16 protein-coding genes are annotated in these 13,629 nt (G+C 66.8%); 2 read left to right on the forward strand and 14 right to left on the reverse strand.

From position 1 onward, the window contains the following. Nucleotides 1–20 precede the first annotated feature (20 nt). The 12 genes from AB0B83_RS12630 to AB0B83_RS12685 form a co-directional block, all read right to left on the reverse strand. Nucleotides 21–1,280 (reverse strand): tyrosine-type recombinase/integrase, encoded by a 1,260-nt coding sequence (locus tag AB0B83_RS12630; RefSeq protein ID WP_357578264.1) that lies wholly within the window; start codon nucleotides 1,278–1,280, stop codon nucleotides 21–23. After that, nucleotides 1,280–1,474, reverse strand: a complete 195-nt coding sequence (locus tag AB0B83_RS12635; protein ID WP_357578265.1) for a helix-turn-helix domain-containing protein — start codon at nucleotides 1,472–1,474, stop codon at nucleotides 1,280–1,282. Before AB0B83_RS12635 ends, AB0B83_RS12630 begins: the two co-directional genes overlap by 1 nt. 2 nt (nucleotides 1,475–1,476) lie before the next feature. Further along, nucleotides 1,477–3,228 (reverse strand): replication initiator, encoded by a 1,752-nt coding sequence (locus AB0B83_RS12640; RefSeq protein ID WP_357578266.1) that lies wholly within the window; start codon nucleotides 3,226–3,228, stop codon nucleotides 1,477–1,479. 223 nt (nucleotides 3,229–3,451) lie between these two features. After that, nucleotides 3,452–3,889, reverse strand: coding sequence for a hypothetical protein (locus AB0B83_RS12645; RefSeq protein WP_357578267.1), 438 nt, complete (start codon nucleotides 3,887–3,889; stop codon nucleotides 3,452–3,454). Further along, complete coding sequence (locus tag AB0B83_RS12650) at nucleotides 3,886–4,533, reverse strand: hypothetical protein (protein ID WP_357578268.1); 648 nt, start codon at nucleotides 4,531–4,533, stop codon at nucleotides 3,886–3,888. The genes AB0B83_RS12645 and AB0B83_RS12650 overlap by 4 nt, the downstream gene beginning before the upstream one ends. Then, nucleotides 4,533–5,072, reverse strand: a complete 540-nt coding sequence (locus tag AB0B83_RS12655) for a hypothetical protein (protein WP_357578269.1) — start codon at nucleotides 5,070–5,072, stop codon at nucleotides 4,533–4,535. Before AB0B83_RS12655 ends, AB0B83_RS12650 begins: the two co-directional genes overlap by 1 nt. Further along, nucleotides 5,069–5,323, reverse strand: coding sequence for a hypothetical protein (locus AB0B83_RS12660; RefSeq protein ID WP_357578270.1), 255 nt, complete (start codon nucleotides 5,321–5,323; stop codon nucleotides 5,069–5,071). Before AB0B83_RS12660 ends, AB0B83_RS12655 begins: the two co-directional genes overlap by 4 nt. Further along, nucleotides 5,320–5,505 carry a hypothetical protein gene (locus AB0B83_RS12665; RefSeq protein ID WP_327030972.1) on the reverse strand — a complete coding sequence of 62 codons (186 nt, stop codon included), beginning with the start codon at nucleotides 5,503–5,505 and terminating at the stop codon, nucleotides 5,320–5,322. The genes AB0B83_RS12660 and AB0B83_RS12665 overlap by 4 nt, the downstream gene beginning before the upstream one ends. A 37-nt stretch (nucleotides 5,506–5,542) precedes the next feature. Next, entirely contained in the window at nucleotides 5,543–5,851 is a 309-nt protein-coding gene (locus tag AB0B83_RS12670; protein WP_357578271.1) for a spread protein, read from the reverse strand. After that, nucleotides 5,848–7,500, reverse strand: coding sequence for an FtsK/SpoIIIE domain-containing protein (locus AB0B83_RS12675; protein ID WP_357578272.1), 1,653 nt, complete (start codon nucleotides 7,498–7,500; stop codon nucleotides 5,848–5,850). The genes AB0B83_RS12670 and AB0B83_RS12675 overlap by 4 nt, the downstream gene beginning before the upstream one ends. Before the next feature lie 135 nt (nucleotides 7,501–7,635). Continuing rightward, complete coding sequence (locus AB0B83_RS12680) at nucleotides 7,636–7,851, reverse strand: hypothetical protein (protein WP_132238517.1); 216 nt, start codon at nucleotides 7,849–7,851, stop codon at nucleotides 7,636–7,638. After that, the gene (locus AB0B83_RS12685; RefSeq protein WP_357578273.1) at nucleotides 7,851–8,249 is read right to left on the reverse strand and encodes a transcriptional regulator; all 399 of its coding nucleotides are present in this window, start codon (nucleotides 8,247–8,249) and stop codon (nucleotides 7,851–7,853) included. The genes AB0B83_RS12680 and AB0B83_RS12685 overlap by 1 nt, the downstream gene beginning before the upstream one ends. Nucleotides 8,250–8,450: 201 nt before the next feature. Between AB0B83_RS12685 and AB0B83_RS12690 the strand changes: the two genes are divergently transcribed. Further along, entirely contained in the window at nucleotides 8,451–9,305 is an 855-nt protein-coding gene (locus AB0B83_RS12690) for a GntR family transcriptional regulator (RefSeq protein ID WP_357578274.1), read from the forward strand. Beyond that, nucleotides 9,305–9,841 carry a kinase gene (locus AB0B83_RS12695; protein WP_357578275.1) on the forward strand — a complete coding sequence of 179 codons (537 nt, stop codon included), beginning with the start codon at nucleotides 9,305–9,307 and terminating at the stop codon, nucleotides 9,839–9,841. The genes AB0B83_RS12690 and AB0B83_RS12695 overlap by 1 nt, the downstream gene beginning before the upstream one ends. 826 nt (nucleotides 9,842–10,667) lie before the next feature. Here AB0B83_RS12695 and AB0B83_RS12700 read toward each other — a convergent pair. Then, nucleotides 10,668–11,501: a DUF4231 domain-containing protein gene (locus AB0B83_RS12700; protein WP_357578276.1), complete on the reverse strand. Its 834-nt coding sequence runs from the start codon at nucleotides 11,499–11,501 to the stop codon at nucleotides 10,668–10,670. 250 nt (nucleotides 11,502–11,751) lie between these two features. Continuing rightward, nucleotides 11,752–13,536, reverse strand: a complete 1,785-nt coding sequence (locus tag AB0B83_RS12705; protein ID WP_357578277.1) for an ATP-binding protein — start codon at nucleotides 13,534–13,536, stop codon at nucleotides 11,752–11,754. Between the last annotated feature and the right edge of the window lie 93 nt (nucleotides 13,537–13,629).

Here is a 13,629-nt window from a genome sequence, read left to right on the forward strand (position 1 = left end):
CCCTTTTGGTGACCCCTACGTTAGGCCTCGAACAGATAACCCAGCTTGTCTGTGGTCGACCGCTGGGCCTGTCGCGTGACCTCGACGTAGATCAGTTTGGTGATCGTCGGGGAGCTGTGCCCCAAGACGTCTTGGATCTTCTCGATCGGTACGCCCTGCTCGTAGAGCAGCGTCGCGCACGAGTGACGCAGGTCATGGAAGCGCACTCGACGTAGCCCGGCGCCGTCGAGGAGCCGGACGAAGTGCCGGTTGAGGTTGCGCGGCTCGATTGGCGTTCCGATGCCGGTGGTGAAGATCAGGCCGAAGTCCTGCCACCTGTCGCCCATGCTCTTTCGCTCCGCCTCTTGCATGAGCTTGTGCTGTCGAAGTGCGGCCAGGCACGGCGGTGGAAGCCCGATCACCCGCTCCGACTCGTCGGACTTCACCGGTCCGAACACGAGCCGACCGTTCAGACGTTGCAGCGACTGACGAACGAAGAGAACGCCGTCGACCAGGTCCACGTCCTGCCAGCGCAGGGCGAGCGCTTCACCGCGGCGAAGGCCGAGGGCCAGCGCCACCGCGTAGAGGGCGTACAGGCGATCCGACCGCGCAGCCTTGAGCAGCAGCTTGGCTTCCTCGCCGGTCAGCGGTGTGAAGCGCGGACGGTACCGGTGTGCGAGGCGCAGGTTGCGTGCCGGGTTCTCGGCGATGAGTCCGTCGACCACGGCATCCTGAAGCGCCGCCCGGACCATCCGGTGTAGGTGGCGGATCGTGCCGTCGGAAGGGTAGGACTCGCAGCATTGGCGCGGGTGCTTCGCGCAGCAGCGAGCTTCTTTCCCGGCTGCCCGTCGGGCCGCGTCCTTGCCCTGCGCACAGCACTGGCAGGTGCTCTTGGCCCGGTTGAGGAACGTGCGGATCGTTGGCGGTTGGAGCTTTCCCAAACGCTGGCTCCCGATCAGCGGGACGACGTAACAGCGCGACAGCCATTCGTAGGTGCGCAACGTGCTGGGGCGGACCCGATCCTGGAGGACCTCTCGCTGCCAGTAGGCCATGAAGTCCGCCACGGACTGGATGGACCCAGCAACCCGGATTCCCGCCTGAGCCTTGGCCTTCAACCCGGTCAGCTTCTCGTGTACCTCCTCCCAGGAGCTGCCGTAGACGCTTCGGCGGATCTCGCGGCCATCGCTGGTGAATACCCAAGCGCGGCCTTCCCAGCGCCCGTCCTTGCGCTGGCGGATGTTGCCCTCACCGTTGACCTTGCGGCGAGCACCGCGTCGGGCCGGTTCCGTGCCCCGAGGCATCAGGCAGCCTCCTCGATCAGCCGGGCCTTGTACGCCTCCACCGACTCGGGCAGCACGCGACGAGCGCGACCGATCCGAACGCCCGTGATCTCGCGCGCTTTGACCAGCCGATAGACCGTCCAGTACGAGACGTTCAACATCTCCGCCACCTGGTCGATGGTGAGCCACTTGCCGGCGTTCGTTGAGCTGTCCATTCTCAGTTCCTCCCGTTAACCAGGGCAGCATCAGGGTTTGCAGAGCCGTCGGAAGCGCCGTCCTGTGTCGCCTTGTCTCTGGCGGCGAGGAGGGCGGCTTTCCATTGGGCGCGTTGGGACAGCGCCCGGAGCAGTCGGTGTTGCAGGGGTGGGATGTCGGGGTCATCGGGGCGGGCGAGCTCCCAGGCGTAGGCGGGTGCGTCGTTCTGGTCGACGGGGTCGGCGTCGTCGGCGCCGGTGGTGACGCCGAGGAGTTTGCGGACCCAGGCGCGGGCGTCGGCGCGGTGGTCGGCGAGGGTCTTGCCGGACCAGTCGCGGGAGACGAGGATGCGTCGCCCGCCGATGCCGAGGGTGGCCCGCTGGTGCACCTTGCCCTTGCAACGCCCGGCTTGCAGGCGGCCGTGGGCCTTCTTCGGCTGGATGCCGTAGAGCAGCCAGTTGGCGCAGCGTTCGTTGCAGGGTGTGATGCGGAGTTGGTGCCAGAGCCGGTCGAGGTGGTTACGCTGCCGGTCGGTGTCGGTCTTGTGGCAGTCGGCGGCGCTCTTGGTGATGTACTTCGTGATGTAGCCGATGGTGCGGTCAGCGTGCACCGTGCCCGGGGTGACGCCCTCGGCGTGAACCTGCCGGCCGAAGCGGACGACGTGCACAGGCTGCGCGTCGGGGTCGGCGTCGAGCAGGTCCAGGGCGTCAGCCCACGCGGTGAGCGGCTGTCGGGTGTCGGGGTCTACCCAGGCGTCGGCGTTGTTGTCCCACACGGGCAGCCGATCGAGGGAGTAGACGAGTTCGTTGGCGGGCGGCCACCAGACTTGGTGGTAAGTGGCGGCGGCGACCTGGCGCAGCAGGGCGCGGGGGATGGTGCCGCGGATGGCGAAGTGCGCGTGCGGGGCGAGGCGCCGTTGGGGTTCGACGCAGCCGGCGTATTGGACGTTCCAGCCGACGCACCGCCTGAGGTTTTGCCAGAACCGGTCGAGGAGTCGGGCGAAGTGCACGGCGTCCCAGGCGGCGCGCCGGTAGTCGTACGAGCCGGGGTCGGCGGGTGTGCCGTCGGGTAGGACGCGGCCGTACGTGTCGAGGGTGAGCGACAGCCACATGGACGGGCGGTGCTGGGTGCCGTCGGGGGCGGTGTAGACCTTGCCGACCGTGCGCGGCTCGACCTTCTTGCGGGGCAGGTCCGGGGCGTCCTGGCGCCGTTTGGTGGACCGCTTGCGCCGCCCGTTGTCGGAGTCGTCTTCATCGTGGGATGGGGCGACCTGTCCGCGTAGGCCCTCGGCGGCGATGGCTTCCTCTACCTCGGCGATCGCAGCGTCAATGCCGGGCACCTGGTCGAACTGGGCAGAGCGCTGTGCTTCGTCGCGGGCGAACTCCAGGTGTGCCCGCAGCAGCACGAGTTCGCGCTGTTCCTCGGTGGCGGGGTTGGCGCCGGCCGTGTTGGGTTCGTCAGTGCGGTGCCAGCCCTCGCGGATCTGGGTCTGCCGCAGCCGGCGGGCACGCTTCGCACACGGGGAGCACTTGTCTTCACGGGTGCTGCCGCAGGGCAGGTCGATGACCTCGGTCTGACCGGTGTGCAGGTCGGTGCGGCGCAGGGTGACCGGGCGCAGGCACACGCCGTACTCCGCGGCCATCTCCTTCAACACCTGTCGGGACATGGGCAGAGCGAGGCGAGCAGCACGCGATCCGGGTGCCGGCGGGGCAGCCGCGGCCCGGGTCGGCTCGATAAGGGCGGGGGTGAGGCCGGGCAGGGTCGGGGCGGTCAAGGGGCCACCTCCGGTAGCTCGAACAGGGCGGGTTGGGTGTCATCGATCGGGGTGGTGCGGGTCGGACCGAGGCGGCTGGCCCAGCGGTGGGCGGCTTGCTGGTGGCGGGTGCAGGCGGTTTCGGCGCGGTAGCGGCCGGTGCCGGGGTGGCCGGATTCGATGAGGGCGGTGGCCCACCTACGGCAGCGCGCGCAGTAGGTGGGCCAACCAGCAGTCATCGCGGTCAGTGGCCGCAGCCGGGGCAGTGCAGTCCGGGGCAGCAGCGACCGGAACGACGCAGCAGCGCCGCGACGACGATGAGGACCAGGACGACGCCCGCGATGAGCGGCACCGCGGAGCGGACGGCGTCGACGAGCTGCGAGGCGAGGTAGCCGGCAGCGGCGAGAGCACCCACGGCAGGAACGGCGACAGCGGCGACGACGTGACCCCGGCGCAGCCGGCGGACCGCAGCGGGGGCGGGGCCGTGGTTGTCGATGAACCGCACGGTGACCGTGACGCGGGAGTCGCCGGGCATCTGGCGGGGCTTGGTCATGGAGACGAGGCGGCCGGAGTCGCGGACGAGGGCGACGGTGGCGGCGACCTCGGCGGGGGTGCCGACGACGCGGCGGGCGATGACGGTGGGGTCGGCGAGGTTGCGGCGGGCGAGTTGGGTGCGGGTCATCGGACAACCTCCGAGGTGAAGACCTGACCGTTGCGGGGGGCCTGGACGACGGACGAGATGAGCGCGGAGCGGACCGGTGTGGCCGAAGCCGGGGCCTGGGCGACGGCGGGCGGGGGTACTGGCGGGACGTAGACGGGTGCCGGATCGGTGGGCAGATCGACCGGTTCCAGGTCGGCGGGTTCCTCGACGGCCACCGGCACCGGTTCGGGCTTGGGCTTGGCCGGGCCGGACTCTCGGGCCGGGCGAGCACCAGGGGCGGTGAGGACGAGCTTGGACAGGGCGAGGAATGCCAGCGCTGGCACCGACGACAGCAGCCGTGACGAGAAGCTGTCGTTGGCAACGGCGATCTGCGCGGCCAGGGACAGGGCGACCGCGCCGACGAGGATTGACAGCGGGTAGAACACCGAGGCGTCCGGGTCGAGGCGGCGTCGGCGGCGGATGACCAGCAGGGCGGCGGCGGGGGTGAGTTCGGAGATGACGGCGTTGGACCAGCCGAACCACTCGTGGGTGCCGGCGGGGGCGTGGATCATCGTCCAGTCCTTGACGTGGGTGAACGACGCGGCACCGGCCATGCCGCCGACGGCGAGGAGGATCACGACCAGGGCGACGCCTTCAAGGCGGTCGGAGTTGACGAAGCGGCGCATCAGCGGACCTCCCCAGCGACGCGCGGGGCGGGGTTCATGTCGCGGTGCAGGTAGTAGGCGGCGAAGTCCGCCGACGAGCCGGGAACCGGGGCGCAGCTGCGGCCCTCTTCCTCGATCGCGTTCCAGGCGCAGGGCTCGCACCAGGGCGCACCGTCGTGCCAGTGCGTCGCAGGCCGGGTGCAGTACGAGGTGAGGCAGCGCACTGGCCCTGAGTGCTCCCGCAGCGGCGACTCCCGCACCACGGGCGGGTGGGCGACCCGGACGGGGGCAACGGTCGGCGAGGGATTGTTGGCAACCTCGCCGACCGTCACGGGGGCAGTAGCCGGGCGGAGCCAGGCGCGCAGGTTGCGGACGTAGACCGCGCCGTAGACGAAGCAGGAGGCCAGGAAGCCCCACTGCTCGGTCACGAGGGAGTACGCCAGCCACAGCACCTGCCCGGCGAGGCCGACAGCCCATCCGGTCCAGGAGCGTTTGCCGGCGAGGTAGAGGCCGGTGACGCCGACGGTCATCAGGAGCCAGGACCAGAGTTGGTAGGTCATTGCGGGGCCTCCCAGGTGGTGAAGTCGGCGGGGTGGCAGACGGGGCAGGGGATCTTCCACATGCGGTGTGCGGGTGGGGTGCGTTCGTGGGTGAGGGGGTCGCGGATCTCGGGGTTCCAGATCTGGACCTCGCCGCGCTGGCGGCACAGGGAGCAGTCCTCGGGGTTGATGACCAGGTGCAGCAGGCCGGCGGAGGTGACGGCGAAGACGGCGACGGGCTGAGCGAACGGGTGCAGGCGGCGGGCGGTCATGCGGCCCATCCCCAGGCTTCGGCGTCTTCGGCGGCGATCTCGGCGTGCCGGGCGAGAGCGGCGTCGAGGATCGCGGCGGCGTGCGTGTCGGTGCAGTAGGGGCAGTCCTGGTCGGGGTCGGTGTGGTTGAGGTCGAGGCAGGTACGGCGGATCGGGCGCAGGGTGAGGCGACGGGCAGCCATCACAGGACTCCTCGTTGAGGTACGGGTGTGGGGAAGGTCAGCGGTGGGTGGGAGTGACGTGCACGCGGATCCACTCCGGCGGCTCACCGGTGGAAGCGACCGCCTCGGACAGGCAGCGCCACAGCGCCCACGCCTCGTTGGGGGTGAGGTACATGCGGCGGCGGCCGGCACCAACGGCCACGTACAAGTCAGCGTCGGGAGTGACGCGGACGGTCACCGGCACCGAGGCCTTGTCGACGTGCGGTGCACGCAGCCGGTAGAAGCGCCGCGGCTCCTGCTCCTGGGTGTCGGGTTCGTCGGCGTAGGGCATCCGGGCGGGGGTGCTCTCGGGCAGCTCGGTGGTCATCGGGGGTCGCCTCCGTTCGGGGTGGCGTCGAGGTCCAGGGCGTGAAGCAGCGACGGCGGCAGCAGCGGAGCGGCCTGCTTCGGCGGGGTGGGCCGGTAGGTGTGCCGGCCGTTGCCGTTCGACCGGGCCGCCTTGACCGCAGCCGGAGCCGGGGTGTCGGCGGGTTCGGGCTGGACCTCGGCAGGTGCGGGGAACGTCGCGGCCATCTCCCGGATCAGGTCATCGGAGATGTACGAGAAGCGAACCCGCGCCGGTTCGGGCTGACCGTCAAGCAGGACGTACGCGACACCCTTTGCCGACAGCGGGATTTGGTCAGCGAGTGCTCCACGGTCGCGGGCGCCGTCGCCCAGGAGCAGGTCAACGTGGCCGCGTTCGGTGACGCCGAGGGCGATGCGGGTGGGGAAGAAGTCGCGGACGGAGACGACTTCCTTGCGGGGGTCCTGGGTCGCGGCCACGACCAGGACACCGAGGCCCGCTCCCTGGGTGAGTAGGAGGCCCAGGGCTTGGGTGATGCGCTGGCGGATGTCGCTGTCAGGCAGGAAGGCGAGCAGTGCGGCGATCTCGTCGATGACGATGACGATCAGCGGCTCATCGACGGTCGGGGTGTGCACCCGCACCTTGCCCCGCAGCACCCGTTGACGAGCCCGCATCCTGGTGACGGCGTCATCGAGCATGTCGGCCATGCGGCTCCAGTCGTCATCGACGTAGCGGGAGAACAACAGCCGACCGATCGACAGCTCCATCCCGCCCTTCGGGTCGATCGCCCACACCCGCACCAACCCCGACCGGATACCGGCCGCGAGAGCGCGAAGCAGGGACCAGATCACGGAGCCCTTGCCCATCCGGGTCGCGCCACCGATGAGTACGTGTGTGGCGAGCAGGCGCAGGCAGTACACGGCCAGGTCTTCCCGCAGGCCGAGGGGCAGGGCGGTGAAGTCCGGGCGGGCCGGCACCGGCAGCGGCTTGACGATGCGGGTGAGCGGGTCGCGGCGGATCAGCACCAACCACACGTGGCGGGGGCGATCGCGGAACCGGATGGCGTCGATGCGGCGCAGGATCCAGGCGAGAGAGCCGGAGCGGGCCGGGGGTGCCTGGCGGCGGCCGGAGAAGACCCGGCAGTGCCGGGTGCCGAACGAGTACGCCAGATCCCGGGCCGCCTTGTGGTACGCCTCTGGGTTCTGCCCCCGAGGCATCCGCAACACGACCTCATCCGTGGCATACGTGCAGCGCACCGACAGCAACTCGGGCAGCTTCTCGCCACCGTCGTACTTCTTCACCAGCCCACACAGCGACATGACCTCGTGCCACTGACGCCGATACACCCACAGCCGACGCCACCACGACAGCCCCCGCAACACCACCAGGCGTTCGAAGGACTCCCGAGCCCGCCACCACCACACGCCCGCCGAAGCGGCGACGACGATGAGGACCAGGAGGTGAGGCCACCAGCCGTGCGAGCGGTGCACGTCGACGGCGAGCAGGACCAGGGCGACAGCCGGCCAGGCCCGCCAGTGCCGCATTACCGCGACAGCAGCGCGCACGAGCAGGACGGCGAGGCGGGCGAGGAGGATGAAGAACGTGACCGTCCAGACCAGGGGCCACGGGGCGGCGACCTGTAGGCGGCGGAAGTTGACCAGCGGAGCGTGCATCACGCCACCGCCTTCGGCGTGGTGTGCCAGAGCAGAGAAGTTGGCATGATGAACCTGCCCTTCCAGGCCGAGAGGGTTGAGAGGGGCAGCGGGGCGGTCGAGCTTTCCTAGGGCCGAGACCGCCCCGCGCCACATCTAGTAGCCGTGCCTCCGGAGCGCATCGATCGCCGCCTGACGTTCCGCCCAGGTCGACTCACGAAGCGCTGCCTCGAACGCACCCTTGGCCTGGTCGAACTCCGGGCCGTCAATGTCCCTGTCGGCAGCGTCGGTCTCCCGCATCCCGAGGGTGATCAGGCGCATCACGCGGTCCTTGCGCACCGGCTGCGCATCGCGCTTCTTCCGGCCGAACATCAGGCGGCCTTCCCGCGCGTCTCCGCCAGGGTCTTCGGCGCCACGATCCCGGTAGCCCGGAACGAGTACGCCAGCCGGCCGTTGGAGCCGACGTACGGGGTCACGGTCAGGTTCTCGAACTCCACCTGCTGGAACGGACCCACCGGCGACACCGGCTGCACGTTCGACAGGATCTTGATCGACACCTCACGCGAGCGCGAGCCCAACTCCGGGTCCATGTCCATCACCCGGCACTGCCACACCCGCTGGCCCGTGACCTTGTCCTTCGCCGGCGTCCGCTGCCGGGTCGCCTCGTTGAAGTCCTGCGCCTCCGCGATCGAGTCCGGCACGAACACCGCGCCGTGCGGGAAGACAGCTTCGAACGGAACCGTGAACCGAGTACCACCCCTGAGGGCCATGGCGCTCTCCTTCGCAATCGCGACTAACCGGCCATCCGGTCTGTGTGATGCCGGTAACCTAACAACTGGTAGGTCTACGGGTCAACTGTTATGGCAGGACTTCTCGCGCAGGGTCACTGAGCAGGCACGCAAGGGGAGATCTGTTAGCCCACTGGTAGGCTGACGCGCGGATAGCTGTTGCCTACCTAGCTGGGAGCACCGATGACGCCTCCGCGCAGCCGGCTCGCCCGGACGGAGTCCCTGCACCAGCAGGTCGCACGCAACATCCGGAACGACATCGAGGCCGGTGCTTTGCGCGACGGCGACGTTCTGCCGTCAACCAGGGAGCTCGCTGAGCAGTGGGGTGTCAGCGTCTTCACGATCACCGAGGCGATGAAGCTGCTTGCTGAAGAGGGCCTCGTGGTCAGCAAGTCCCGGTCTAAGAGGGTCGTTAGCGCCCCGAATCAACCGCGCAGGAGCGAGGTTCGGCTTCACGTCCCACGGGTCATCTTCGTGGGTGGCTACCCCGGTAGTGGGAAGACCGAGCTGGGCCGGATCCTGGCCCGCGAGACCGGGTGGCCGATGCTTGATAAGGACACCCTCACACGTCCGGTGGTCGAGGCGATGCTTGAGGCTGTTGGCCATTCCCCGCACGACCGCGAGTCTGAGACCTACCTGACCAAGGTGCGCCCTCGCGAGTACGAAGCTCTGCGGGCCGCAACGGACGAGAACGTCGAGTGCGGCAACAGCGCGATCGTGACGGCACCGTTCATCCGTGAGTTCAACGACTCCGCCTGGATCGGTCGGACGCGAGCCGCCTACGCCGCGATGAATGCCTTGACGACCTTCGTGTGGGTGTACTGCGACGTCGAGACGATGAACGTGTACATCAGGCGACGCGGCGCGGCACGAGACGCTGCGAAGCTGGCCGACTGGCCTGGGTACCTGACCAAGATTGACGTCGACTTCCGGCCAGAAGTGCCCCACGTCCTGGTCAACAACTGCACGTCCAGCCTTCCTCTTCAGAGCCAGGCGAAGGAGCTGCTGAAGAGTCTGACCGGCGACGAGCAGGCATAGTGCAGGGCGTCATCTTCTACGGACCACCCGCAGCGGGCAAAGACACCGTGACGGGCGCCCTCTGCCAGCTCGACCAGCGATACACGCAGTTTCAGCGACTCAAGGCCGGCCCAGGCAGAACCGCCGGGTACCGCATGACCAGCGAGGAGCACCTCCAAGAATTGCGGGTCGCAGGCGAGGTCATCTGGGAGAACCACCGCTACGGAGCGACCTATGTCGTTGACCGCCCACAACTCCTGGCCCTGCTGGATGGTCGCGTGCCAGTCGTGCACCTGGGCCAGCCGGAGGCAATCGAGGCAGTGAAATCCGCTGTCCCCGCGGCACGCTGGCTTGTCGTCTACCTCTGGTGCCCCCGGCCAGTCGCTGCTACCAGGATCACGGCTCGCGGCACCGGCGACACGGAAGCCCGCCTACGAGCGTGGGACGAAACTGAGCCGATCGACGCTGACCTGACACTCAACACCGGGGCGCTGTCGGCGACGGAAGCAGCGGCAGAGGTGTCAAAGTGCTTGGAAGCCGCAAAGCGGATGGAGTAGGCGGCCAGGTAGGGATCGGTTGAGGCAACCAAGGGGCGTGCGCTGAGCGAGGACAACGCCCCGAGTGGCTGGTCGAATCGCGATGCGCGAGCGCACTCAGCCGGACAGACGCCAGGGCGGATCGGGTTGCGCAGTCCACCGCGGTTGGAAGGTGTCGGGCGGTGGGTGGTGTCGTGTTGGTCTTGGTCGGCTCGGAGCTGCCTGTGATCTGTTGCCGAATTGGCCTGTACTAGATCAAGGCGCTCCGCGCGGCGCGGGCCGGGGCGCGGCAACCGGCTCCTACGGAGCCGCCGCCCCGGCTCCTACGGCGCCGGGGCGGAAAGTCAGCCGGCCCGCAAACCACGCCCCGCCCCGCGCGTCACCCCTGGGTCCGTGAAAGGACCCGGTGACGAGTCCCGGACTGACCGGGACCGTGCGACAGCCTCTACCTTCCGTGGCTTCCAGCCCTCGTAACTTTCACCGCGGACCGGTCGACGGCCGATCGGGCGAGTTGCCGAACGGAATCCGTCAGGCCGCTCACGGGTCCGAGGTGGGGAAGGGGCAGAGGTAGGAGGAGGGTGGGGGCGGGGTTGGGGTTAGAGCTGCCTCCGGCGGGGGCGCAACGACTCCAGGATGGAGTTGCCGAACGGTTGCGGTCGTGGGTGGTGGGGGTGGGATGCCATCCCGCCAGCCACCGACCCAGGCAAGCCGAGCAGACCAGGGCCAGGGCGACAAGGTCGTACGTCCGGTAGGGCGCTCCACCTTGTCACCCTGGCCCTGGCCCGCTCCACGGTGTGTGGGTCGGCGGCAGACGGGATGGCGAGGCGTCGCTCAGCGCAAGTGCTGCTTAGAGCGCTGGCGCCCCTGACGTCTGCCCGCCTAGATGCGCTTGCTGGTTGCGATCCGGCGACTGCTCTAGCTGCAACTCCCGGTTTCGCTGCTCCTCCTTCAGGTCTTCAATCCGTTCCGCGTACAAACGCATAGCCGCATCGTGATCGACATTCTCCGCATAGTCACGGATTCGCAGGTCAAAAGAATTACTTTCTTTTTCGATCGCATTTGCAGTCTGTTGCAGGTTGAAGCCACGCTCTCGGAACTTGAAGTAGCTACTGAATCCAGCAGATGCTGTCACCATAATGCTCAGGACAATGGTGATCCATTCGAGTGGGTTTGCGCTGGCCATGGCGCTAGTTAGGCTCGTCACGAGAATGGAGCCCAAGATGATAACCGCCTGGAAGAGATTGTGGATACGCCGGTTCTTTGAGGCGCCCTTTCGTGCCTCCTCGACGTACTCCCATGTCTCGGACCAGTAGCGCGCTCGACTGGCTTGGTGGCGAGACTGCGATCCCGCCACGGCAACCAGATTGTGGTCACCAGCGCGACGCTTGGCGCGAAGTCGTTTTAATTCACGATCCAGATCAAACAGCTTGTTGCGCTGCGACTTGAGGACAAACAACGAGACGAGGAGCGACACGGGCGAGATGAGGATCAGCAGTGCAGTGGCGCCCGCAGCGGTGTCGCTGTCAAGGAAAAATGCCGCAACTAGTACCGCAGTGCCTATGGCGCTCAGCAGCGACCAGGTCGCTGTGACCTTGAAATAGAAGCGAGCTTGCTCAAGGCGCCCTTCTGTATCCGCAATTTCGACATCGATGTCGCCGCCATTCTCGGGAGGGACCGTCATGACGCTCCAAGCTTCGACTACGGACAATGCTGAGCGATGATATCCTCTCAACCGGGTTCCGACTACCTGCGGGCAGCGCAAACGTGACGCCCCGCAGTCAGATATCCGACCGGTAGGCAACTCAGCTGACTTCCACCGTTAGAGCGGGCGTGAGGCGAGCCGACAAGCAGGCCAGCCTCAGCAATCGATGGCCGACGGGACTGCGCGCTCAGGCCGCATTGGGCGAAAACGGCCAACACCCAGAGATGCCCTACTGGCGTTCGTCCTCCACCTGGGCAAAAGGCAACTGTGGTTCTAGGGCTTTTCGGCTCAACGAGTAGCGAGTGTGCCTGCTCTTATGCTTCCCGCCGCTGGCCTCGACTTCGCCGTCTCGTTTCAGCCGGGAAAGCCAGTGCTCTGCTGTCTTGTCGGACGCGCCGATGATCTCCGCGATCTCGCTCTTGGAGAGTATGCCGTGAAGGGTCAGTGCTTCGATGATCTGACGTCGGCGGTTCGGCCGTGGCCGGCGGCGCGCCTCGGTGGTTCCCGCTAGCTTAGAGAACTCCGAGAGGGAGTACCGGGCGCCGCCTCGACTCCCCGTCTGATCCACTAGTTCGCGAGCTACTAGATCTTGCAGTTCGAAGTAGGCCACACGGCTGTCGGTCACGCCGGTGACTGCGCGATACTTTGCGTTATCGAGGACTTCTCCCCGCTTCATCAAGGCAAGTGCGATGCACTGGGAATCGCGCATTCCTTCGCGCCCAAGAGTGCTAAGCCAATGAACGGTATCATCGTCGAGTAGCGCATGATTCGGCATAATAACTTCGAACGAAGTTACCTTGTCGCGGAAGACTGGTGGCCCCATGCCGGCGCGACGAAGAGATGCAATCATTGCGCGAATACCCGAACCCCGGTTCTCGCATACGGTGCGGTCTTCCCCTGGCACGGTGACGTCTTCAAGTAGTTTGAGGAGGAGGGCGTTCCTTGCTGAGGATCTACCTTCTTCGCCCAAGTTGTTGATGTCCAAGGATCCGAAGAGTCCACCAGCATTCTGAATGCGTAGTCTATTAGGATAGAGTTCGATTTGGACTTGAGTGCCCCTAGAGCCAGGCGAAAGGTCTCTGTGAACTAGCGCATTTACGATGGCTTCTCTCAGGGCTTCCGGCGGGTACTCCCAAACGTCCTGACGGCCGTCTCCGGTTATAAGAGATCTGCGGGTCATGTTTCTGAGGATGACCGCCAATGCCTCCCTTGCCATGTACGGGATGGACCCATTGATGCTTACGTTGTCAAGAAATCGAACACCCGAGGGAGAGCTTTCGCCGCTCGTGGTTGGGTAGTGCACGAACGTAACGTTGAGCTGGGGGAACACTTGCTGGGGATAATGTCCGAGCGCTAGGAAGCCCGCAAGGGAAGGTCGATACATGCCCTCCGAATCTCGGACAAGGACTCGGTTCATGCGCAATATTGTGTCGATGCTCTCTTCGCGCCAGAGTCTAGGGTTCTGTTCGCGCAGTCGCGTGACGAAGGTCTGCACTGCCAGATGATCTAGGTCCTCGATCGTTACACCAGGCACGGGTTCGGCATCGAAGGTGGGCTGACCGCGCTCAACGAGAAGCTGATTGACCTCTTCTGTCGTAAGGCGGCGATCAGAATCACCTACGCGGATATAAGTGCCTCTATGCAATCCTTGCTTGCTTACGTAGCAGGGCTTCTGCTCTCGCGGCAGCTCGGCCACCTGGGCGACAACCACAGCTTGCCCGTCGACCTCGCCGATGGTCAGTGCCGGCTGGAGCGGGGGCGTAAGGTCGTCCCGGCACATAGCCGCAAGGTCGGCGAGCATCTTGCGAGGATCAGCCAAGCCGACCGCGCGGAAGCCAGGGGTGTCGTCTAGGCCTAGAACGAGCGCGCCTCCACCCGGGCTGTTCGCGAAGGCGGACAGGCTCTCCTTGGCAGCGGACGGCAGGCCCCCGCTGGCTGCCTTGACCTCGACGCCCGTAGCCTCTGCCCCAAACTTCCGGAGTTCTGCGATTAGCCCCTCAAGCCAGTCGGCCACTACATCCTCACATCTTCCTAAGTTGGAAGGATTATCCTCCTAACTTAGGAAGATGGAAGCATCTTTGGCCAGAAGGCATGTGACCGTGATCAT

Source organism: Micromonospora sp. NPDC049060 (assembly GCF_040649055.1).
GTDB lineage: Bacteria > Actinomycetota > Actinomycetes > Mycobacteriales > Micromonosporaceae > Micromonospora > Micromonospora reichwaldensis.

What these genes read in the sequence shown, in the direction of transcription:
- AB0B83_RS12630 (WP_357578264.1), bottom strand. Translation starts at nt 1,280, where the DNA reads ATGCCTCGGGGCACGGAACCGGCCCGACGCGGTGCTCGCCGCAAGGTC.
- AB0B83_RS12635 (WP_357578265.1), bottom strand. Translation starts at nt 1,474, where the DNA reads ATGGACAGCTCAACGAACGCCGGCAAGTGGCTCACCATCGACCAGGTG.
- AB0B83_RS12645 (WP_357578267.1), bottom strand. Translation starts at nt 3,889, where the DNA reads ATGACCCGCACCCAACTCGCCCGCCGCAACCTCGCCGACCCCACCGTC.
- AB0B83_RS12650 (WP_357578268.1), bottom strand. Translation starts at nt 4,533, where the DNA reads ATGCGCCGCTTCGTCAACTCCGACCGCCTTGAAGGCGTCGCCCTGGTC.
- AB0B83_RS12655 (WP_357578269.1), bottom strand. Translation starts at nt 5,072, where the DNA reads ATGACCTACCAACTCTGGTCCTGGCTCCTGATGACCGTCGGCGTCACC.
- AB0B83_RS12660 (WP_357578270.1), bottom strand. Translation starts at nt 5,323, where the DNA reads ATGACCGCCCGCCGCCTGCACCCGTTCGCTCAGCCCGTCGCCGTCTTC.
- AB0B83_RS12665 (WP_327030972.1), bottom strand. Translation starts at nt 5,505, where the DNA reads ATGGCTGCCCGTCGCCTCACCCTGCGCCCGATCCGCCGTACCTGCCTC.
- AB0B83_RS12670 (WP_357578271.1), bottom strand. Translation starts at nt 5,851, where the DNA reads ATGACCACCGAGCTGCCCGAGAGCACCCCCGCCCGGATGCCCTACGCC.
- AB0B83_RS12675 (WP_357578272.1), bottom strand. Translation starts at nt 7,500, where the DNA reads ATGCACGCTCCGCTGGTCAACTTCCGCCGCCTACAGGTCGCCGCCCCG.
- AB0B83_RS12680 (WP_132238517.1), bottom strand. Translation starts at nt 7,851, where the DNA reads ATGTTCGGCCGGAAGAAGCGCGATGCGCAGCCGGTGCGCAAGGACCGC.
- AB0B83_RS12685 (WP_357578273.1), bottom strand. Translation starts at nt 8,249, where the DNA reads ATGGCCCTCAGGGGTGGTACTCGGTTCACGGTTCCGTTCGAAGCTGTC.
- AB0B83_RS12690 (WP_357578274.1), top strand. Translation starts at nt 8,451, where the DNA reads ATGACGCCTCCGCGCAGCCGGCTCGCCCGGACGGAGTCCCTGCACCAG.
- AB0B83_RS12700 (WP_357578276.1), bottom strand. Translation starts at nt 11,501, where the DNA reads ATGACGGTCCCTCCCGAGAATGGCGGCGACATCGATGTCGAAATTGCG.